The sequence below is a fragment of the Hamadaea tsunoensis DSM 44101 genome (genome assembly GCF_000428945.1).
Taxonomy (GTDB): Bacteria; Actinomycetota; Actinomycetes; order Mycobacteriales; family Micromonosporaceae; genus Hamadaea; species Hamadaea tsunoensis.
In genome coordinates this window covers 154,748-173,674 of record NZ_AUAX01000003.1, presented here as the reverse complement: position 1 = coordinate 173,674, position 18,927 = coordinate 154,748, and the positions used below count along the sequence as shown (strand labels likewise).

21 protein-coding genes are annotated in these 18,927 nt (G+C 71.3%); 12 read left to right on the top strand and 9 right to left on the bottom strand.

Going from position 1 to position 18,927, the window contains the following annotated elements; all coding sequences use genetic code 11:
- Positions 1 to 60: 60 nt before the first annotated feature.
- Entirely contained in the window at positions 61 to 369 is a 309-nt protein-coding gene (locus G401_RS43750) for a DUF6364 family protein (RefSeq protein ID WP_157545372.1), read from the top strand.
- Positions 344 to 646 carry a type II toxin-antitoxin system PemK/MazF family toxin gene (locus G401_RS0105850; RefSeq protein WP_027341767.1) on the top strand — a complete coding sequence of 101 codons (303 nt, stop codon included), beginning with the start codon at positions 344 to 346 and terminating at the stop codon, positions 644 to 646. Before G401_RS43750 ends, G401_RS0105850 begins: the two co-directional genes overlap by 26 nt.
- 40 nt (positions 647 to 686) lie before the next feature.
- On the opposite strand, the gene G401_RS43745 is transcribed toward G401_RS0105850, so the two are convergent.
- From G401_RS43745 to G401_RS0105835, 3 genes are all read right to left on the bottom strand, one after another.
- Positions 687 to 1,202, bottom strand: a complete 516-nt coding sequence (locus tag G401_RS43745) for a MarR family winged helix-turn-helix transcriptional regulator (RefSeq protein ID WP_034590858.1) — start codon at positions 1,200 to 1,202, stop codon at positions 687 to 689.
- A 95-nt stretch (positions 1,203 to 1,297) separates the two neighbouring features.
- Positions 1,298 to 1,888 carry a malonic semialdehyde reductase gene (locus G401_RS0105840; protein WP_027341766.1) on the bottom strand — a complete coding sequence of 197 codons (591 nt, stop codon included), beginning with the start codon at positions 1,886 to 1,888 and terminating at the stop codon, positions 1,298 to 1,300.
- 268 nt (positions 1,889 to 2,156) lie between these two features.
- On the bottom strand, positions 2,157 to 3,494 hold the full coding sequence (locus G401_RS0105835) for an MFS transporter (protein WP_051366220.1): 1,338 nt from the start codon (positions 3,492 to 3,494) through the stop codon (positions 2,157 to 2,159).
- Between the two features lie 334 nt (positions 3,495 to 3,828).
- Here G401_RS0105835 and rplM point away from each other — a divergent pair, with 334 nt between their 5' ends.
- From rplM to glmS, 4 genes are all read left to right on the top strand, one after another.
- Positions 3,829 to 4,272, top strand: a complete 444-nt coding sequence (gene rplM, locus G401_RS0105830) for a 50S ribosomal protein L13 (protein ID WP_027341764.1) — start codon at positions 3,829 to 3,831, stop codon at positions 4,270 to 4,272.
- Between the two features lie 14 nt (positions 4,273 to 4,286).
- Entirely contained in the window at positions 4,287 to 4,763 is a 477-nt protein-coding gene (gene rpsI, locus G401_RS0105825) for a 30S ribosomal protein S9 (RefSeq protein ID WP_027341763.1), read from the top strand.
- An 88-nt stretch (positions 4,764 to 4,851) separates the two neighbouring features.
- Entirely contained in the window at positions 4,852 to 6,177 is a 1,326-nt protein-coding gene (gene glmM, locus G401_RS0105820) for a phosphoglucosamine mutase (protein WP_027341762.1), read from the top strand.
- A gap of 152 nt (positions 6,178 to 6,329) precedes the next feature.
- Positions 6,330 to 8,204, top strand: coding sequence for a glutamine--fructose-6-phosphate transaminase (isomerizing) (glmS, locus tag G401_RS0105815; protein WP_027341761.1), 1,875 nt, complete (start codon positions 6,330 to 6,332; stop codon positions 8,202 to 8,204).
- Here the strand turns inward: glmS and G401_RS43740 are convergent.
- Positions 8,191 to 9,678 (bottom strand): alpha/beta hydrolase, encoded by a 1,488-nt coding sequence (locus tag G401_RS43740; RefSeq protein ID WP_051366219.1) that lies wholly within the window; start codon positions 9,676 to 9,678, stop codon positions 8,191 to 8,193. The two genes, glmS and G401_RS43740, sit on opposite strands and share 14 nt — an antisense overlap.
- Positions 9,675 to 9,935: a hypothetical protein gene (locus G401_RS56630; RefSeq protein WP_169734150.1), complete on the bottom strand. Its 261-nt coding sequence runs from the start codon at positions 9,933 to 9,935 to the stop codon at positions 9,675 to 9,677. The genes G401_RS43740 and G401_RS56630 overlap by 4 nt, the downstream gene beginning before the upstream one ends.
- A gap of 105 nt (positions 9,936 to 10,040) precedes the next feature.
- Here G401_RS56630 and G401_RS0105800 point away from each other — a divergent pair, with 105 nt between their 5' ends.
- The 5 genes from G401_RS0105800 to tsaE are packed head-to-tail and all read left to right on the top strand — an operon-like array spanning position 10,041 to position 14,597.
- Entirely contained in the window at positions 10,041 to 10,451 is a 411-nt protein-coding gene (locus G401_RS0105800) for a holo-ACP synthase (protein ID WP_027341759.1), read from the top strand.
- On the top strand, positions 10,448 to 11,884 hold the full coding sequence (locus G401_RS0105795) for an NAD(P)H-hydrate dehydratase (protein WP_027341758.1): 1,437 nt from the start codon (positions 10,448 to 10,450) through the stop codon (positions 11,882 to 11,884). Before G401_RS0105800 ends, G401_RS0105795 begins: the two co-directional genes overlap by 4 nt.
- Positions 11,885 to 11,924: 40 nt before the next feature.
- Complete coding sequence (gene alr / locus G401_RS0105790) at positions 11,925 to 13,049, top strand: alanine racemase (protein ID WP_027341757.1); 1,125 nt, start codon at positions 11,925 to 11,927, stop codon at positions 13,047 to 13,049.
- Entirely contained in the window at positions 13,042 to 14,118 is a 1,077-nt protein-coding gene (locus G401_RS0105785; protein WP_051366217.1) for an alpha/beta fold hydrolase, read from the top strand. Before alr ends, G401_RS0105785 begins: the two co-directional genes overlap by 8 nt.
- Positions 14,115 to 14,597 carry a tRNA (adenosine(37)-N6)-threonylcarbamoyltransferase complex ATPase subunit type 1 TsaE gene (gene tsaE, locus G401_RS0105780; protein ID WP_027341755.1) on the top strand — a complete coding sequence of 161 codons (483 nt, stop codon included), beginning with the start codon at positions 14,115 to 14,117 and terminating at the stop codon, positions 14,595 to 14,597. Before G401_RS0105785 ends, tsaE begins: the two co-directional genes overlap by 4 nt.
- A gap of 67 nt (positions 14,598 to 14,664) precedes the next feature.
- On the opposite strand, the gene G401_RS0105775 is transcribed toward tsaE, so the two are convergent.
- The 4 genes from G401_RS0105775 to tsaB are packed head-to-tail and all read right to left on the bottom strand — an operon-like array spanning position 14,665 to position 17,096.
- Complete coding sequence (locus G401_RS0105775; protein ID WP_027341754.1) at positions 14,665 to 14,919, bottom strand: hypothetical protein; 255 nt, start codon at positions 14,917 to 14,919, stop codon at positions 14,665 to 14,667.
- A 26-nt stretch (positions 14,920 to 14,945) separates the two neighbouring features.
- Positions 14,946 to 15,992, bottom strand: a complete 1,047-nt coding sequence (gene tsaD / locus G401_RS0105770) for a tRNA (adenosine(37)-N6)-threonylcarbamoyltransferase complex transferase subunit TsaD (protein WP_027341753.1) — start codon at positions 15,990 to 15,992, stop codon at positions 14,946 to 14,948.
- A 10-nt stretch (positions 15,993 to 16,002) separates the two neighbouring features.
- Positions 16,003 to 16,443, bottom strand: coding sequence for a ribosomal protein S18-alanine N-acetyltransferase (gene rimI, locus G401_RS0105765; protein ID WP_027341752.1), 441 nt, complete (start codon positions 16,441 to 16,443; stop codon positions 16,003 to 16,005).
- Positions 16,440 to 17,096, bottom strand: coding sequence for a tRNA (adenosine(37)-N6)-threonylcarbamoyltransferase complex dimerization subunit type 1 TsaB (gene tsaB / locus G401_RS0105760; protein ID WP_027341751.1), 657 nt, complete (start codon positions 17,094 to 17,096; stop codon positions 16,440 to 16,442). The genes rimI and tsaB overlap by 4 nt, the downstream gene beginning before the upstream one ends.
- Positions 17,097 to 17,316: 220 nt before the next feature.
- Between tsaB and G401_RS0105755 the strand changes: the two genes are divergently transcribed.
- Positions 17,317 to 18,927 (top strand): ABC transporter transmembrane domain-containing protein, encoded by a 1,611-nt coding sequence (locus G401_RS0105755; RefSeq protein ID WP_084556853.1) that lies wholly within the window; start codon positions 17,317 to 17,319, stop codon positions 18,925 to 18,927.

Genomic DNA, 18,927 nt, shown 5'->3' with positions numbered 1-18,927 from the left:
ACGCGAGGATTTCCTCATAGGGGGATGACTATGGGTCATACCAGAGGTAACCTCAGTCGCATGACTGCGAAGGTGACTCTCTCGTTCTCGGACGACACGATCGCCGACGCGCGACGGTACGCCGAGCGCGACGGCTTGTCCCTCTCTGCGTGGATGGACAAAGCGGCAAAGGAAAAGGCCCTGCGCGAACTCTTCGGCGCCCATGCCGATGTGCTCAAGAGGGCCGGTTTAGACAAGCTGGAGAAGCAGGCGCTCGCCGACGAAGCCGATTATGAGGCGGTCAGCGACGTGATGCGCAGCAGAAGGCTGCCCAGCGATCGACCACGTCTAGGCAGCGGAGGACATGGCGAGCGTGCTGCGGAGAGGTGAGATCTGGCGCATCGAGGGAGCCCGTGAACGGCTCGGGCTGGTCGTCAGCTCGGACGTCTACAACGGGACCGATGTGCCGATCGTAATCGTCGCCGAGGTGGTGGACGAGGAGGAGCTTCGCGACTCCCCGCTCGCCGTGACCATGGGCGAGTTCATCATCATGCCCGATCGGGTTTCCTCGCCGATGAAGAAATGGTTCACCGACCTGGTCGATGTCGCTGACACCGACACGATGCGCAAGGTCGGCCGGGCCCTGAAGATCATTCAGGATCTGTAGCCCGGATGCGGTGGAGTGGAGCCGCCCCGCGGGCGGCTCCTCACTCCTCTGCTTCGTAGCCGAGGCGCTCCGCGCACTCGGTCGGCGGCAGCTTCCGGATGCCGTCGATCACCTGCTGGAACGCCTCCCCGAGGACGGCCAGCTGCTCGGCGCTCATCCGGTCGACGAACGCCTCCCGGACCTGCTCGACGTGGTAGACGGCGACCCGCTGGATGGTCTCCCAGCCCTGTTCGGTGAGGACCGCGAACTGGCCGCGCCGATCGTCCGGGCAGGGCCGCCGCTCGATCAGCCCGGCTCGCTCCATCCGTGTGATCTGGTGCGACAGCCGGCTCTTCTCCAGCAGGGTCGCGATGGCGAGCTGGCTCATCCGAAGCTGGTGGTCCGGCGCCTCGGAGAGCTGCACGAGGATCTCGTAGTCGGTGCTCGACAGGCCGTTCTGCTGGTGGCCGCGCTCGAGGCTGTGCATCAGCAGCCGGCTGCCCGCGAGGTAGGCCCGCCACGATCGCTGCTCGGCGTCGGTGAGCCAGCGGGTCTCGGTCGTCGCTTCGGCGGACATGTCAGTCACAGTACCCACTCCCTCCGACAGTGTCTCAATAGATGAGATCGGCCGCCCCGGGGTGCCCAGGACGGCCGCAGGACCCGTTCCGGGTCTCAGACCGTGGTCACGACCTCGGCGTACTCGAGGCGGGGGTTGCGGTTGAACCACGCGTTCTCGCCCGGCCGGCCGATGTTGACGACCGCCAGCACGCTGTGCCGTCCGTCACCGAAGAACTCCTTGTTCAGGCGCTCGGCGTCGAACCCGGCCATCGGACCGGCGGCCAGCCCGGCCGCGCGTACGCCGAGGATGAAGTAGCCGACCTGCAGCGCGGCGTTGAACCGGCCGGTCTGGATGCGGGCGGCCTCCTCGGGGAACCAGTCGCGGGCGCCGGGGGCATGCGGGAACGTCTTGGGCAGCTCGTCGTGGAAGTCGTGGTCGGCGGCGAGGATGGCGACCAGCGGGGCGGCCAGCGTCTTGGCCTTGTTCCCGTCACCCATCGTGTCGACGAGGCGCTGACGGGCCTCCGGGGTGCGGACCAGCACGATGCGCAGGGGCTGCGAGTTGAGGGCCGTCGGGGCGTACTTGACCAGGTCGTAGATCGCCTGGACCTGCTCGTCGGTCACCGGCTCCGAGGTGAACGAGTTGGCGGTACGCGCCTCGCGGAAGAGGAGGTCCTGAGCTTCTTTGTCCAGAACGAGCGACATCGTGGTTCTCCCAAACGTGCGAAAGACTGTTCCGGCGTTCTCGCCGTCGGGAGCAACGATAGATGAATCTTCAACCAATGCGCAAGAACTAGTTGCTCGCATCACCTAACGTACCGCGTCTCCCCGCCAAGATCCGCCGAGATCCCGCCAAGATCCCGCTTGGATCAGGGAAATCACCCGAATCATGGCCCATGATTACGTGCGAAAACCTGATCCAAGCGGGATCTTGGCAAAGGTGGATCTTGGCAAAGCGGGATCGGCGGGTGGGTCAGACGCGCTTGCCCCCGGCGGCGAGCGGTCCGCGCAGGTAGCACCACCACGTGACGACGAGGCAGGTCGCGTACAGGACGGTGAACCAGGTGAAGGCGGTGCCGACGCCGCCGGTGGCCGAGATCGACTGGGACAGCGCGCGGGGCAGGTAGAAGCCGCCCAGCGCGCCGACCGCGCCCGCGATGCCCAGCGTGGCGGCGGACTCGCGCTTGGCGGTGGCGAGGTCCGGCGACTTCGCGGCGAAGATGGCCGGGATCATGCGGTAGGTCGAGCCGTTCCCGGCGCCGGCCGCCGCGAAGATCACCAGGAACGAGGCCAGGAACAGCCCCATCGCCTTGTGTCCGGCCGCGTAGATCACGCCGTACGAGCCGAGGCCCATGATCACGAAGCAGGCGGCCGTCACGCGGGCGCCGCCGGTCCTGTCCGACAGCCAGCCGCCGACGGGGCGGGTGAGCGAGCCGATCAGCGGCCCGAGGAAGGCGAGCGTGATGGTGGCGCCACCGAGGTGCGACACCGGCGCGGTGGGGAACTGCAGCTTGAGCACCAGGGGGAACGCGGCCGAGTAGCCGAGGAACGAGCCGAAGGTGCCGACGTAGAGGAACGACATGATCCACGTGTGCGGCCGCTTCACCGTCGCGAACTGCGCCCGCAGCGGCGACCGCGCCACCGACAGGTTGTTCATGAAGAAGTACGCGCAGGCCGCGGCGGCCAGCACGAGCGGCAGCCACATGACGCCGCCGTAGACGAGCCCCGCGGCCAGCACCATCGGGACGACGAGTTGCATGACGCTGATGCCGAGGTTGCCGCCCGCGGCGTTGAAGCCGAGCGCGGTGCCCTTCTCCCGCTCGGGGAAGAAGAACGAGATGTTGGTCATCGACGAGGCGAAGTTGCCGCCGCCGACACCGGCCGTGGCCGCGCACAGCAGCACCACCCAGTACGCCGGCCGGGCGGTCACCGCGTAGATCATCCCCGACAGCGGGATCAGCAGCAGGAGGGCGCTGATCGTCGTCCAGGTACGCCCGCCGAACCGGGTCACCGCGAACGTGTACGGGATCCGCATCAGGGCGCCGATCAGGTTCGGCAGGGCGACCAGCCAGAACTTCTGGTCGACCGAGTAGGGGAACAGGGTGGCGGGCAGGGCGACGACCACCACACTCCACAGCGTCCAGACGGAGAAGCCGAGGTGCTCGGCGAAGATGGAGAAGATCAGGTTGCGCCGGGCGATGCGCCGGCCGGTGGCCGCCCAGAAGGACGGGTCCTCGGGGTTCCAGCGGGCCAGGACGTCGGCGTCCGGCGCGCTCGTGGTCACAGCAGCGGTCGTGGCAGCGGCGGTCATGGCGGGAAAATTACGAACGTGTGATTGCCGTGTGGTTCCGGCGCGCGTACCCCTGATGTGAAACCGGCCGCACCGTGGATCCGGTCCGCCTGTGAGGGACCGCGGTTGTGAGGGTGGGCACCTGGCGTGGCACCCGTTTTGACCCTGGCCGGACGCGCAGAGTATCGTCGAGGGCTGTTGCGTGGAGAGGCGGCACGGACCGGTCAGGTACGCTTGTCGTTCATTGTCGGCAGAGGCCAAGCGGGTCACATCCAGTTGGGATGTGTTCCGGGCGGGTTTCCCGGCCGGCCAAGCAATCGCATGACTTTTGTCCGACGACAGACAAGGTAGACCTGTGCGTACGTACAGCCCGAAGCCGGGTGAGATCGAGCGTCAGTGGCACGTGATCGACGCTTCTGACGTCGTGCTGGGCCGGCTCGCCACCCACGCCGCGACCCTTCTGCGCGGTAAGCACAAGCCGACGTTCGCGCCGCACGTGGACACCGGCGATTTCGTCATCATCATCAACGCCAGCAAGGTCGCGCTGACCGGTAACAAGCGCGCGACGAAGGTGGCCTACAGCCACTCCGGTTACCCGGGTGGTCTGCGCGCCGTCGGCTATGAGGAGCTGCTGAGCAAGCGCCCCGAGAAGGCCGTCGAGCTGGCCGTGAAGGGCATGATCCCGCACAACAAGCTGGGCCGTCAGATCATTGGCAAGCTCAAGGTCTACGCCGGCGCCGAGCACCCGCACGCCGCGCAGCAGCCGGTTCCGTTCGAGATCAAGCAGGTCGCCCAGTGAGCGAGGAAATCATCATGACCGAGACGTCCGTGCCGACCCCGGCCGCCGTCGCCACGGCAGTCGAGGCCGCACCGGCGCCGGTCGCGGTCCGTGCCCCCCGGGGCGAGCGTCCCGTGCAGACCGTCGGCCGCCGCAAGGAGGCCATCGTCCGGGTGCGCATCGTCCCCGGCACCGGCAAGATCACGTGCAACGGCCGTGACCTCGCCGCGTACTTCCCGAGCAAGGTCTCGCAGCAGACGGTGCGCGAGCCGCTCGTCATCGTGGAGAAGCCCGAGGCGTACGACGTCGTTGCCAACCTGCGTGGCGGCGGCATCAGCGGTCAGGCCGGCGCGCTGCGCCTGGCGATCTCCCGCGCGCTGTGCGAGCTGGACATCGAGGACCGCCCGGCGCTGAAGAAGGCCGGCTTCCTGACCCGTGACGCCCGCGTCACCGAGTCCAAGAAGTACGGTCTGAAGAAGGCCCGCAAGGCTCCGCAGTACTCGAAGCGTTAATCAGCCGCGGGTATACGGTATTTACGGTCGTGGCCGGGGGCGCCGCCCCCGGCCATTGCCGTATCTCCACCCTGATCTTGGAGGCAACATGGGTCGGCTCTTCGGCACCGACGGCGTACGCGGACTCGCGAACGGCGACCTCACCCCGGAACTCGCGATGTCCGTGGCCATCGCGGCGGCCCGGGAACTGGCCGATCCGCAGAGTTCTCATCCGCCGGTGGTCGTCGTCGGCCGCGATCCCCGGGCCAGCGGCGAGATGCTCGAAGCAGCCGTCGTCGCGGGCCTGGCCAGCGCCGGAGCCACCGTGGTGCGGGTCGGTGTGGTGCCGACCCCGGCGGTCTCGTACCTGACCGGTGAGGTACGCGCCGACTTCGGCGTGATGGTGTCGGCGAGCCACAATCCCATGCCCGACAACGGCATCAAGCTCTTCGCGGCCGGCGGCGTGAAGCTGTCCGACGAGGTCGAGGACGCCGTCTCGGCCCGCGTGGGCGAGGTGTGGGAGCGGCCGACCGGTGCGCGGGTCGGTCGCGTACACGATCTGCTCGACGGGGCCGAGCACTATCTCAAGCACCTGGCGGCCGCCGTCACGCACCCGCTCGACGGTCTGACGGTCGTGGTGGACTGCGCGAACGGCGCCGCGAGCGATGTCGCGCCGGAGGCGTACCGGGCGGCGGGGGCGACGGTCATCCCGATCTTCGCCGAGCCCGACGGCTTCAACATCAACGACGAGTGCGGCGCGACGCATCTGGACGCGCTGCGGGCCGCCGTCGTCGAGCACGGCGCCGATCTCGGCCTCGCCCACGACGGCGACGCCGACCGGTGCCTGGCCGTCACGTCGGCCGGTGACGTGGTCGACGGCGACCAGATCATGGCCATCCTCGCGCTGGCCCTGCGGGACGCGGGCGCGCTGGTCGAGGACACCCTGGTCGCGACGGTCATGAGCAACCTCGGCCTGCGCAACGCCATGCGCGAGACCGGCATCAACCTGGTCGAGACCAAGGTCGGCGACCGCTACCTGCTCGAAGCCCTCAACAAGCACGGCTACTCCATCGGCGGCGAGCAGAGCGGGCACATCGTGCTTCCGGCGTACGCGCCGACGGGCGACGGGCTGCTCACCGGCCTGCTGCTGATGGCGCGGGTGGCCGCGACCGGGCGTACGCTGGCCGAGCTCGCGTCGGTCGTCATGAAGCTCCCGCAGCAGCTGGTCAACGTGAAGGCGGACCGGTCCGCGGCCGGGCATCCGGACGTGCTGGCGGCCGTCGACGCGGCCACCGCCGAGCTGGGCACCACCGGTCGCGTACTGCTGCGTCCTTCCGGGACCGAGCCACTGGTACGCGTCATGGTCGAGGCGCCCTCCGCCGATCTGGCCGAAGGCATCGCGCTGCGGATCGCGGACGTGGTCCGCAGCGTCTGATCCGTTCCCGTCCCCGAAGACCGCCGCGTTTCGTGGCGGTCTTTCTTTTTGCTGGTCAGAGCCCGATTCAGCCTGGTTTCACTCAAAGTTCATGCGCGAAAGTATCTGCTCCGAGCATGCATCGTGAGTGAAACTCGGCTACGCTGCGGGACATGTGTGGAATCGTGGGGTACGCGGGCGCCCGACCGGCGCTGCAGATCGTCGTCGACGGACTTCGCCGCCTGGAATACCGCGGCTACGACTCGGCCGGCGTCGCCGTGCTCACCGAGACGGAGCTGCTGATCGCCAAGCGGGCGGGCAAGCTGGCCAACCTGGACCGGGCCCTCGCCGAGGACGCCGACGGGCGGATCGCCGCCGGGTCGGTCGGCATCGGGCACACCCGGTGGGCCACGCACGGCGGCCCGACCGACCGCAACGCCCACCCGCACCTGTCCCAGGACGGGCGGGTCGCGGTCATCCACAACGGCATCATCGAGAACTTCGCGTCGCTGCGTACGCAGCTGGAGGCGGAGGGCATCGAGTTCGCGTCCGACACCGACACCGAGTGCGTCGCGCACCTGCTCGCCGCCGAACTGCGGACCATCTCGAACACGTCCGGGCCGGCCGCCCTGGCCGAGGCCATGCGCCGCGTCTGCCGTCGGTTGGAGGGCGCGTTCACGCTGCTCGCGATCGACAAGGAGGCGCCCGGCGCGGTCGTCGGCGCCCGGCGCAACTCGCCGCTGGTCGTCGGGGTCGGCGACGGGGAGAGCTTCCTCGCCAGCGACGTGAGCGCCTTCATCGCGCACACCCGTGACGCGCTGGAGCTCGGCCAGGACCAGGTCGTGCTGATCACGCCGGAGGGCGTCGAGATCACCGACTTCGACGGCAAGCCGGTCGAGGCCAAGCCGTACCACGTGGACTGGGACGCGCGCGCCGCCGAGAAGGGCGGCCACGACTGGTTCATGCAGAAGGAGATCGAGGAGCAGCCGCAGGCCGTGGCGGACACGCTGCGCGGCCGGGTCGGCACCACCGGCAACATCCTGCTCGACGAGGTCCGCCTCACCGACCAGGATCTCCGGGACGTGGACAAGATCTTCGTGGTCGCCTGCGGTACGGCGTACCACGCCGGGCTGGTGGCCAAGTACGCGATCGAGCACTGGACGCGCATCCCCTGCGAGGTCGAGCTGGCCAGCGAGTTCCGTTACCGCGACCCGGTGCTCGACCGGTCGACGCTGGTGATCGCGATCTCCCAGTCGGGCGAGACGATGGACACGCTGATGGCGCTGCGCCACGCGAAGGAGCAGAAGGCGCGCGTCCTGGCGATCTGCAACACGAACGGCTCGACGATCCCGCGCGAGTCCGACGCCGTCCTCTACACGCACGGCGGCCCCGAGATCGCGGTCGCGTCGACCAAGGCGTTCCTGACCCAGTTGGCCGCCTGCTACCTGGTCGGCCTGCACCTCGCCCAGGTACGCGGCATCAAGTACGCCGACGAGGTCGCCTCGGTCGTCGAGCAGCTGCGCAGCATGCCGGACGCGATCGAGAAGGTGCTCGCGTCGATGGACGGCGTACGCGAGCTGGCCCGGGAGCTGTCCTCGCAGAACACGCTGCTGTTCATCGGCCGCCATGTCGGCTACCCCGTGGCGCTCGAAGGCGCCCTGAAGCTCAAGGAACTCGCGTACATGCACGCGGAGGGGTTCGCGGCCGGGGAACTGAAGCACGGCCCGATCGCCCTCATCGACCAGGGGACGCCGGTCGTCTGCGTGGTGCCGTCGCCGGCCGGCCGCGGCGTCCTGCACGACAAGATCGTCTCCAACATCCAGGAGGTACGCGCCCGCGGCGCCCGCACGATCGTCATCGCCGAAGAGGACGACGAAGCCGTGGTCCCGTACGCCGACCACCTGATCCGCGTACCGCGGACGCCGACGTTGCTGGCGCCGTTCGTGACGACGGTCCCGCTGCAGGTGCTCGCGTGCGAGATGGCGACCGCCCGTGGCCACGACGTCGACCAGCCCCGCAACCTGGCAAAGTCCGTCACAGTGGAGTGACGCGCGCGTCCTGTCCCGTGGCGATCAGCGCGACGCTCGCGAGCGCCGGATTGTCTGCGTCCCAATAGGACAGATGCGCCGCGACCGGGTTGGTGTGGTTGGCCGCCGCGAACACGTGCGCGCCGAAACCGTCGTCGGCCGGATTGTGCCCGTGCCACAGGCTCGGCATCGGATCGCCGAAGTAGCGCGGTTTGATCAGGTCGGTGAGGAACTCCTTCACCGACGGGGCGGCGAGGCCGAGGATGTCGTTGTCCGCGCTCGCCGCCCACACCGTTCCCGGCGCGACGTGCAGGTCGGCGGCGTGCTCGACACCGACCCCGGGCGAGCCGAGGAACACCAGGTCGTCCGCGCGTACGCCGACGTCACGGGCCGTCTCGCCGATGACGAGGGTGCCGTAGGAGTGGCCGACCAGGGACTGCTCGCCGATCGGGCCGTGGTGCGCGGCGGCCAGCCCGTCCTGGAAGGCGTGCAGGTCGGCGCGGGCGCGGTCGGCGTACCCGGAAGAGGCGGCCTGGAAGATCGTGTCCGGCGCGTCGTAGCCGACCCAGAGGATCGCGGCGGTGCTCGCGCCGGTGTCCGCGCGGTGGGCGGCGGCCGCGAGGGACGCGGTGCGGTCGAGGTCGACGGCGAGATGGCGGTTGAGCCCGGCGTTCATGCCGGGCACGAAGGTGAGCACGTTGGCGGCGGAGTCGGGGTCGCCGAGCGCGATGACCGCCTTCCCGTCCCCGGCGGTGTCCAACCCCAGCAGGTACGCGCGCGGCGTCTGCCGGTCGAGCCGGTCGGCCAGGGTGGCGAGGCCGGGCTGGTTCGGGGCGCCGTCCCGCAGGTCGCGGGCGAGGATCGCGCGGTTCGCGGTGTCCCGGTCGACGGCGGGGATGCCGTCGAGATTCCCGATCCGGCCGGGCTGCTCGTCGAGCAGGCGTTGCCGTTCCCGCGCCGAAAGGCCCGCCCACCACGTGTGGACGGCGGCCGGCCCGCCTTGCGTCGGCGGCTCGTCGGCGGCCGGTCCGGCATCCACCGGCGGCCCGGAGTGTGCCGGGCTGAGGGACGCGGGTTCGACCGACAGGCCGGCCAGACCCGCTCGAAGCCGCTCCGATGCCATCCGGGCGAGCTGCCCGGCCGCCGCCGCGTCGCCGCCGCGGAGCAGCTCACCGGCCCGATCGAGAGCGATCGCGTGCTCGACGAGCAGTTCGTGCGTCCGCGCCACCGGCATGCGCAGCGCGGCCGTACTGGAACGGAGATCCGCCAGCGTCACCGCCGCCGCGTCGGCCGCCGGACTCGACCAGGACGCCGCCAGGCCCGCGGCCGCACCCTCCAGTTCGGACAGACGGGACGCCAGCCGGTCCGCGAAGCCGGCCCAGGAAGCCGCCGCCCGCCACGAGGCGGAGCCGTCCGTGACGCCGGCAAGGGCGGTGACCGCGACCGCGCCCTCCGCAGCCGCGAGCACGACCGGGCCGGCCGTGGTCGCGATCATGAGGGCCGCCGGGCAAGGCCGGCCCACCGGTCCGCCACCCGCGCGTCGGTCTCCGCGTAGTTCGCTGCACAGGCCTTCACGGCGTGACCCGCCTCCTCGATCCGGCCGGCGAGCCCGGCCGCCGCCCGCCGCACCGAGGCCTGCCATCGGGCCAGCTCCGGCTGCCCAGAGTCTAGGTCGGCGGGCAGGTCACGACCGGTCTGTTCGAGTCGTGTCCCGTGCCGGTCCAGGGCGGTGAGGTCGGCTTCGATCCGCATGCGACCGATGTTCGCCGTCCGGCCGGGCCGGGTCGAGCCGCTGTGGACGAACGGGGGAGAGTGGACGGTCCGGCCATCCACAACGGTTGCCGATAAGGTGTCCGTGTGATCGTGTCCGTGGGGAACGACGTCGTACTCGTCGAACGGTTCGCGGAGTCTCTGGCGCGTACGCCGCACCTGGTGGAACGCGTTTTCACGGAGAGCGAGCGGACGACGCACACCGGCCATCCGCGCTCGCCGGAATCGCTGGCCGCGCGGTTCGCCGCGAAGGAGGCCGTCGCCAAGGCGCTCGGCGCGCCCGCCGGGCTGCGCTGGCACGACTGCGAGGTCGTCGTCGACGGGGACGGCCGGCCGTGGCTGACGGTGAGCGGCACGGTCGCCAAGGCCGCCGACCAACTGGGCATTCAGCGCTGGCACCTGTCGCTGTCGCACGACGGCGGGATCGCCTCGGCCGTCGTCATCGCCGAGCGCCTCGACGGCCCGGCCGGCCACGACTCCACCATGGCCGCCTCGTGAGGGCGGCCTGGCGCGCACCCGATGTGCGTACGGCCGAGGAAGCGGTGCTCGCGACGCTCCCGGAGGGCACCCTCATGATGCGCGCCGCCGCCGGGCTCGCCCGCCGTTGCGCGGTCACCCTGCGCACCGGCGCCCCCGGCCGGGTGTACGCCGCCCGGGTCCTGCTGCTCGTCGGACCCGGCAACAACGGCGGCGACGCGCTGTACGCGGGCGTGAACCTGGCCCGCCAGGGTGCCCAGGTGTCGGCCCTGCTGACCGATCCGCAGCGGGCGCACGCGAAGGGCCTCGCGGCGTTCACCGGCGCCGGCGGCCGCGTCCTGGCGGAGTGGCCCGACCACACCGACCTGGTCGTCGACGGGCTGCTCGGCATCGGCGCCTCCGGCGCGCTGCGCGGCAAGGCCCTCGACTTCGCCCAGCGCCTCGAAACCCTCCCGGTACGCCCGCCGGTGATCGCGGTCGACGTGCCGTCCGGCGTCTCCGTGGACACCGGCGACGTGCCCGGCCCGGCGATCCGCGCCGACGTGACGGTGACGTTCGGCGTACTGAAGCCGGCGCTCCTGGTCGGCCCGGCGGCCCGGCTCGCGGGGCAGGTCGAGCTCATCGACATCGGCGTCACCCCGCTGACCGCCCCCGCGGTACGCGTACCGGACTGGTCAGACATCGAGGAGTGGTGGCCGCGCCCGGGCGCCGCCTCCGACAAGTACAGCCGGGGCGTGGTCGGGCTGGCCACGGGGTCGGCCGAGTTCCCGGGCGCCGCGCTGCTGTCGACCGCCGGAGCGCTGGCCGGTCCGGCCGGAATGGTCCGGTACGCAGGCCCGGCGTACTCGATCGTCGCGACGTTGCACCCGTCCGTGATCGTCAGCCCGAAGGTGGCCGCGAGCGGACGCGTACAGGCCTGGACCTGTGGCAGCGGCCTGTCCCAGGATCAGCGCGCCCGCGACGAGGTCCGGGCCGTGCTCGCCGCGCCGGTCCCGGTCGTCCTCGACGCCGACGCCATCAACCTGCTGGTCGACGGAACGCTCGCCCCCGCACTGCGCGACCGCGACGCCCCGACCGTGCTCACCCCGCACGACGGCGAGTTCGCCCGCCTGGCCGGCCGCCGCCCCGGCGAGGACCGGGTCGGCGCAGCGCTCACGCTGGCCGCCTGGACCCGCGCGGTGGTCCTGCTCAAGGGCGACCGCACGATCGTCGCGGCCCCCGACGGCGAGGCCTGGGTCAACCCGACCGGCTCGCCCGCCCTCGCCACCGCCGGCTCCGGCGACGTCCTCGGCGGCCTCCTCGGCTCGCTGCTGGCCGCGGGCCTTTCCCCGGTACGCGCAGCGGTCGTGGCCGCGTACCTGCACGGGCTCGCGGGCCGCCGGGCCGCCGAGTCGGGCTCGGTCACCAGCGCGGACATAGCGGCCGCTCTGCGTACGGTCGTCCCAGTCGCCTAGCATCTACGGCTTCACGCGTACCGGCCGGTAGGGTTGAGGCATGTGGCAGGCCGAGGCGAGAGTTGACCTGGACGCCATCCGCGCGAACGCGGCCCTGGTGTCCGCCGCCACCACGGCGCGGGTCATGGCTGTGGTGAAGGGCGACGGCTACGGGCACGGTGCGGTGCCCAGCGCGCGGGCGGCCCTCGCGGGCGGCGCGACCTGGCTGGGCGTCTGTACGCTCGGCGAAGCGCTCGAGCTGCGCGCGGCGGGCCTGACGGCGCCGATCCTCGCCTGGCTGGTCGGGCCGGGGATTCCCCTGCTGGAGGGCGTGGTCGAGGACGTCGACCTGAACGCCGCGAGCACCGAGCAGCTGGCGGACGTGGTGGCAGCCGCGCAGCTGGCCGGCCTCCCGGCGCGGGTGCATCTCAAGATCGATACAGGGCTGAGCCGCGGCGGCAGCCGGCCGGAGGAGTGGCCGACGCTGGTCGAGGCGGCCGCGAAGGCGCGCGACGACGGGCTGGTCGAGATCGTCGGCATCTGGAGCCACCTCGTGTACGCCGACGATCCCGGGCACGAGACGATCGACGCCCAGCTGGCGGCGTACCAGGACGCGCTGGCGGTCGCGGAGCGGATCGGCGTCGTCCCGCAGGTACGCCATCTCGCGAACTCCGCCGCCACCCTGACCCGCCCCGACACGCACTTCGACATCGTCCGGCCCGGCATCGCGCTCTACGGGCTGTCCCCGATCCCCGGTCGGGACTTCGGGCTGCGCCCGGCCATGACCGCCCGCGCCCGCGTCGCGCTGACCAAACGCGTACCGGCGGGGCAGGGGGTCTCCTACGGGCACACGTACTACACCGACCGCGAGACGACTCTCGCGCTCGTCCCCCTCGGGTACGCCGACGGCGTACCCCGGCACGGCAGCAACGTCGGTCCGGTGTCGGTGAACGGGAAGCGGTACACCGTGGCCGGCCGGGTCTGCATGGACCAGATCGTCGTGGACGTCGGCGACGACGAGGTACGCCCCGGCGACGAGGCGGTGCTGTTCGGCCCGGGAGATCGGGGCGAGCCGACCGCCGACGACTGGGCCGAGGCGATCGACACGATCAACTACGAGATCGTGACCAGATTCGGCAGCCATCGTGTGCCCAGAGTGCACGTCGGCGGGGCCGAGCATGGCTAACAAGTTCGGGGTCATCGGCGTACTGGCGGGAGTTGCGGCGGCGGGGGTCGCCGCCGGAGTCGCGGCGGAGCGGGCATTGGTCGGGCGTACGCGCAACGAGACGAACGATCCCTTCACGCATGAGCCGTTCGGGGAGCTGCCGTACGACCAGAGCCTGACCGTCACGACCGCCGACGGCCTGGACGTCTACGTCGAGGTCCTGGAGCCGGCCGACGGCGTGGCGATCGGCCTCGACGACGAGGAGCCGGAGCCGACCCTGATCTTCGTGCACGGCTTCTGCCTGGACATGGGCACCTTCCACATGCAGCGGCGCTACCTCGACGGCGGCGGGTACCGGATGGTCTTCTACGACCAGCCGGGCCACGGCCGGTCGGGCCGCCTGCACGACGGCGAGTACGAGCTGCCGATGCTCGGCGAGGTGCTGCGCGACGTGATCGACGAGACCGTCCCGGCCGGGCCGATCGTCCTTATCGGACACTCGATGGGCGGCATGGCGATCATGGCCTGCGCCGAGCGCTACCCCGACCTGTTCGCCGAGCGGGTCGCCGGAGTCGTGCTGATCTCGACCTCCGGCGGCCGCAGCGAAGTGGGCAAGCTGGGCGGCGTACCGGAACTGGTGGCGAACGCGGGCGCGCTCATGCCCGTCGTCAGCCGGGCCAACCGGTTCAGCGGCCCCATGATCGACCGCGCCCGGCACGCCTCCAGCGACCTGGCCTGGCTGCTCACCCGCAGGTACGGGTTCGGAACGAAGCGACCCTCGCCGGCCCTCGTCTCCTATGTGGAGCACATGAACTCGGCGACGCCCGTCGACACCGTGGCCCGCTACCTGCGTACGCTCTACAGCCACGCGCGCTACCCGGCGCTGCAGGCCATCCGGGACAAGCCGGTGCTGGTCGTCTGCGGCGGCAAGGACACGATCCTGCCGGTGGCCCACTCGCAGGAGATCGTCCGCCACCTGCCCGACGCGGAACTGGTGATCGTGCCGGACTCCGGCCACGTGGTCCTGCTGGAGCACGCCGACGAGGTGAACGCCGCGATGCAGCGCTTCCTCGATAGGGTTGTGAAGTGACCCAACTGGACACGGCGGCGACCCTGCCCACCGTCGAGGAGACCCAGGCGTTCGGCCGGCGGCTGGCGGGCGCGTTGCGGGCGGGGGACCTGGTCGTCCTGACCGGCCCGCTCGGCGCCGGCAAGACCGCCCTCGCCCAGGGCATCGGCGCCGGCCTCGGAGTCGCCGGTTCGATCACGTCGCCGACCTTCGTCATCGCCCGGGTGCACCGGCCCGACCCCGCGCGGGGCGGCCGGCTGCCGATGGTGCACGTGGACGCGTACCGGCTGGGGATGGTCAAGGATCCGCGGGCCGAGGTCGACGATCTCGATCTCGATGCCGACGTGGACGACTCGGTCACCGTCGTCGAGTGGGGCGAAGGGCTGGTCGAGCAGCTCAGCGACGCGTACCTGGAGGTGCGCATCTCCCGCCACGACGACGACACCCGCGAGGTCCGCCTCCACGGCCACGGCGGCGACTGGCCGCAGCGCCTCGCTTGATCAAGATCAATTTCAAGATCGAATTCTTGTCCCGGGACAAAAAACTCTTAAGATCTGGAGCAGGGACCTATCGGTCCACTGGGGTGAAGTCCCAGGCGTGGGCCGACCGGGCGACCAGGTCGCGCGGCGGGTCGGGCAGCGGCGTCGGTTCGCCGCGCCAGCGGGAGAGCACCACGATCCGGAAGTCGGCCGACGAGAAGATCTCCGTGCTCATGTGCAGCGGCTGGATCTCCAGGCCGGGCACGGCGACGTCCGTGACCCAGCTCAGCAATTCCGGAAAATGGTTCGGGTAGGCACGGATCTCCCACATGCGCACGATCACGCCGGTGACCATACCCGCGATGGGAGTTATGCCACCACCGACGTGAGGGGCATTGCACTATCGGCCGGCAGATCGAGCCGGCTGGGCGCCACCCCGGCGGCGACGAGGTGGGAGCCGAGCGCCGCCACCATCGCCCCGTTGTCCGTGCACAGCTTCGGCCGGGGTACGCGTACCGCGATGCCGTACTTCGCCGCCCGCTCCTCGGCGAGGACCCGCAGGCGGGAGTTGGCCGCCACGCCGCCGCCGATCACGAGGGTGTCGACGCCGCGGTCCCGGCAGGCGGCGATCGCCTTGGCGGTGAGCACGTCGCAGACGGCCTCCTGGAAGCTGGCCGCCACATCGTTGACCGGTACGCGTTCCCCGTCGCGCTCGCGGGCCTCGACCCAGCGCGCGACGGCCGTCTTGAGTCCGGAGAAGGAGAAGTCGAAGCGGTGTTCGGCCTGGTCTCGGGGGCCGGTGAGGCCGCGCGGAAAGGTGATCGAGGCGCCGTCGCCCTCGCGGGCCGCCTTGTCGATCCAGGGTCCGCCGGGGAAGGGCAGGCCGAGCAGGCGGGCCACCTTGTCGAACGCCTCGCCCGCGGCGTCGTCGATCGTCGCACCCAGCGGCTGTACGCCCCGCGCCAGGTCCTCGACGAGCAGCAGCGACGAGTGTCCGCCCGAGACGAGCAGGGCGATGGCCGGTTCCGGCAGCGGGCCGTGTTCCAGGGTGTCCACGGCGACGTGGGCCGCCAGGTGGTTCACGCCGTAGATCGGCTTCTCGGCCGCGAGCGCGTACCCCTTGGCGGCGGCGACCCCGACGAGGAGGGCGCCGGCGAGACCGGGGCCGGCCGTCACGGCGATCGCGTCGATGTCGGCCAGGGTCACGCCCGCCTGGTCGAGTGCCCGCTGCATGGTCGGGACCATGGCCTCCAGGTGCGCCCGGCTGGCCACCTCCGGAACGACGCCGCCGAACCGGGCGTGCTCGTCCACACTGGACGCGAGTGACTCGCCCAGCAGGGTGTGGCCGCGCACGATGCCGACGCCGGTCTCGTCGCAGCTCGTCTCGATCCCGAGGACCAGCGGAACGCTACTCATCAGACAATCCTCACTGCTCTCGGCGCATGACCCAGGCGTCGGTGTTGCTGGGCTGGTAGTAGCCCTTGCGGATGCCGATCGTGGTGAAGCCGAAGCTCTGGTAGAGGGCCTGCGCGGGGATGTTGTCGGCGGCCACCTCCAGCAGCGTCTGCTCGGCACCGGCGCGTACGGAGGCGTCGATCAGGGCCGCCACCAGGGCCCGGCCCACGCCGCGGCGCTGGGCGTCCCGGCGTACGGCGACGTTGTTGATCCACGCTTCGTCGGGCGGGCTGACCGCGAGGCCGCCGTATCCGAGGACGGAACCGTCGTCGTCCAGCGCGGCGAGGTAGAGGTGGCCGTTGGCGAGCTCGTTCCAGAACATGCCCGCGGTCCACTTCTCCGCGCCGAACAGGTCCTCCTCGATCGGCAGGATCTCCTCGATCTGCCACCAGCGCAGCCGGCTCAGCTTCATGAGACGTGCTTGCGGGCGCCGGGCTCGACCGCGTCGGGGCGGCGCAGGTAGAGCGGCACGAGGCGCTCGCCTGGCTCGCCGGACAGGATCCGCGGGGCGGCCAGCCGGGCCAGCTCGAACGCACTGGGGTAGATCGGCTCGTCCGGCGGCACCGGCAGGCCGAGGACGTCGGCGTACACGAGGGCGCCCTGGCCCACCGCCGTCGTGGCCGCACCCGGCGAGACCTCGGCCGGCCGGTCGACGTGCGGACCGTCCACGCGTACGCCGTCGGCGTACACGGCCCAGTAGACCTCCTTGCGCCGGGCGTCGGTCGCGACGAGCGCGTGTCCCGACAGCGGCGCACCGAGACCGTCCAGGCTGCACACTCCATAGGTCGGTACGCCGAGCGCGTTGCCCATCGCGGCCGCGGTCATCAGCCCGACGCGCAGGCCGGTGAACGGGCCGGGCCCGGTTCCGGCGACGATGGCGGCCAGATCGCGGGGCTTGACGCCGGCCTCGGTCAGCGCCGCCTCGATCTGCGGGGCGAGGCGTTCGCCGTGGGCCTTGCCGTCGACCGTCACCCGTTCGGCGAGGACGCGAGTGCCTTCCTCGGTCACCTCGGCGAGCGCGGCGGTGATCGCGGGCGTGGCGGTGTCGACGACGAGGACCAGCACGCCGACAGCCTATCGGGCGAGCACGCGACCCTTGGTAAGGCGGGGTACGAATCGGGTGTGACCGGCCAAAATTCGGTTGCCCCGGCGGCCCCGATCTCGTAATGTGCCGCCTGTGCGGCGCCCCTTACGCAAACCCCTTCCCGTCCTGGATCCCGGCTTCCCCGACAGCCGGTCGCCCGCGCATTACCTCGGCTGGCTCTGGCGTCGGCAGTGGCCGACGATGGTGGTCGGCATGTCCCTCGGCGTCATCTGGATGGTCGCCCAGGCGCTGACCCCGGCGGCCGTCGGGCGCGCGATCGACCAGGGCGTCCGCGCGCACAGCACGAGCGGCCTGCTGACCTGGGCCGGCATCTTCTTCGCCCTGTCGGCGATCACCGCGTGGGCGAACATCATGCGGCACCGGTTCGCCGTCTACAACTGGCTGAGCGCGGCGTACAAGACGATCCAGCTGACCGTCACGCAGGCGAACCGGATCGGTGCGACCCTGCCCCGGCGGATCGCCACGGGTGAGGTCGTCAGCATCGGCAACTCCGACGTCAGCCACATCGGCGGGGCGCTGGACATCCTGCTGCGCGGCTCCGGGGCGGTCGCCGCGATCATCGTCGTCGCCGTCATCCTGCTGAGCGCCTCGACCCAGCTCGGACTCGTGGTGCTGGTCGGCGTACCGGTGATGATGTCGACGGTCAGCCTGCTGATCCGGCCGCTGCACCAGCGCCAGGCCGCGTACCGGGAGCAGCAGGGCAAACTGATCGGCCGGGCCGGTGACATCGTCGCCGGGCTGCGCGTACTGCGCGGGGTCGGCGGCGAGTCGGTGTTCGCCGAGGCCTACCGCGAGCAGTCGCAGGAACTGCGCGCGGCCGGCGTACGCGTCGGCCGCGTCGACGCGCTGCTGGAGGCGGCCCAGATCCTGCTGCCCGGCCTGTTCCTGGCGCTGGTGACGTGGCTCGGCGCCCGGTTCACCCTGTCCGGCGAGATCACGCCCGGCCAGCTCGTGAGCTTCTACGGGTACGCGGCCTTCCTCGTCTCGCCGCTGCGGACGATCGTCGAGGCGGCCGACAAGATCACCCGCGGGCTGGTGGCGGCCCGGCGACTCGTCCGGCTGCTGCGGATGCAGCCGGAGATCGGCGATCCCGCCGAGGCGCTGCCGGCCCCGCTGGGCGCGCTGGAGCTGCGCGATCCGCAGTCGGGCGTGACCGCCTGCCGGCTGCGGTACACGGCGCTGGCCGCCGCCCGGCCCGAGGACGCGGCCGAGATCGTCGATCGCCTCGGCCGGTACGCCGACAGTGACGCGACGGCCAACGGCGTACCGCTGACGGGTTTGGCGCGGGCGACGGTGCGTGAGCTGATCCTGGTGTCGGACAACGACGGGCGCCTGTTCAGCGGCGTGCTGCGGGCGGAGCTGGACCCGCGCGGGACGGCGAGCGACGAGCAGATCACGGCGGCGCTGACCGCGGCGAGCGCGACGGAGATCGTCGAGGCGCTGCCGGACGGGCTGGACACGTTCGTGGCCGAGCGCGGCCGCGAGTTCTCCGGCGGCCAGCAGCAGCGGCTCCGGCTGGCCCGGGCGCTGCTCGCCGACGCTCCCGCGCTGCTGCTCGTGGAGCCGACGAGCGCGGTCGACGCGCACACCGAGGCGCGGATCGCGACCCGGCTCGGCGACTTCCGCGCCGGGCGCACGACGCTCGTCACGACGACCAGCCCGCTCATGCTCGACCGGGCCGACAACGTCCTCTACGTCGAGGACGGCAAGGTCATCGCCGAGGGCACCCACCGCCAGCTGATGCACTCGGAGCCGCGCTACCGCGCGACCGTCACCCGGGGAGAGGACTGA

What these genes read in the sequence shown, in the direction of transcription:
- G401_RS0105785 (WP_051366217.1), top strand. Translation starts at nt 13,042, where the DNA reads ATGGCTAACAAGTTCGGGGTCATCGGCGTACTGGCGGGAGTTGCGGCG.
- rpsI (WP_027341763.1), top strand. Translation starts at nt 4,287, where the DNA reads ATGACCGAGACGTCCGTGCCGACCCCGGCCGCCGTCGCCACGGCAGTC.
- rimI (WP_027341752.1), bottom strand. Translation starts at nt 16,443, where the DNA reads ATGAAGCTGAGCCGGCTGCGCTGGTGGCAGATCGAGGAGATCCTGCCG.
- G401_RS43745 (WP_034590858.1), bottom strand. Translation starts at nt 1,202, where the DNA reads ATGTCCGCCGAAGCGACGACCGAGACCCGCTGGCTCACCGACGCCGAG.
- G401_RS0105835 (WP_051366220.1), bottom strand. Translation starts at nt 3,494, where the DNA reads ATGACCGCCGCTGCCACGACCGCTGCTGTGACCACGAGCGCGCCGGAC.
- G401_RS0105840 (WP_027341766.1), bottom strand. Translation starts at nt 1,888, where the DNA reads ATGTCGCTCGTTCTGGACAAAGAAGCTCAGGACCTCCTCTTCCGCGAG.
- glmS (WP_027341761.1), top strand. Translation starts at nt 6,330, where the DNA reads ATGTGTGGAATCGTGGGGTACGCGGGCGCCCGACCGGCGCTGCAGATC.
- alr (WP_027341757.1), top strand. Translation starts at nt 11,925, where the DNA reads ATGTGGCAGGCCGAGGCGAGAGTTGACCTGGACGCCATCCGCGCGAAC.
- G401_RS43750 (WP_157545372.1), top strand. Translation starts at nt 61, where the DNA reads ATGACTGCGAAGGTGACTCTCTCGTTCTCGGACGACACGATCGCCGAC.
- G401_RS0105755 (WP_084556853.1), top strand. Translation starts at nt 17,317, where the DNA reads ATGGTGGTCGGCATGTCCCTCGGCGTCATCTGGATGGTCGCCCAGGCG.
- G401_RS56630 (WP_169734150.1), bottom strand. Translation starts at nt 9,935, where the DNA reads ATGCGGATCGAAGCCGACCTCACCGCCCTGGACCGGCACGGGACACGA.
- glmM (WP_027341762.1), top strand. Translation starts at nt 4,852, where the DNA reads ATGGGTCGGCTCTTCGGCACCGACGGCGTACGCGGACTCGCGAACGGC.
- G401_RS43740 (WP_051366219.1), bottom strand. Translation starts at nt 9,678, where the DNA reads ATGATCGCGACCACGGCCGGCCCGGTCGTGCTCGCGGCTGCGGAGGGC.
- tsaD (WP_027341753.1), bottom strand. Translation starts at nt 15,992, where the DNA reads ATGAGTAGCGTTCCGCTGGTCCTCGGGATCGAGACGAGCTGCGACGAG.
- G401_RS0105850 (WP_027341767.1), top strand. Translation starts at nt 344, where the DNA reads ATGGCGAGCGTGCTGCGGAGAGGTGAGATCTGGCGCATCGAGGGAGCC.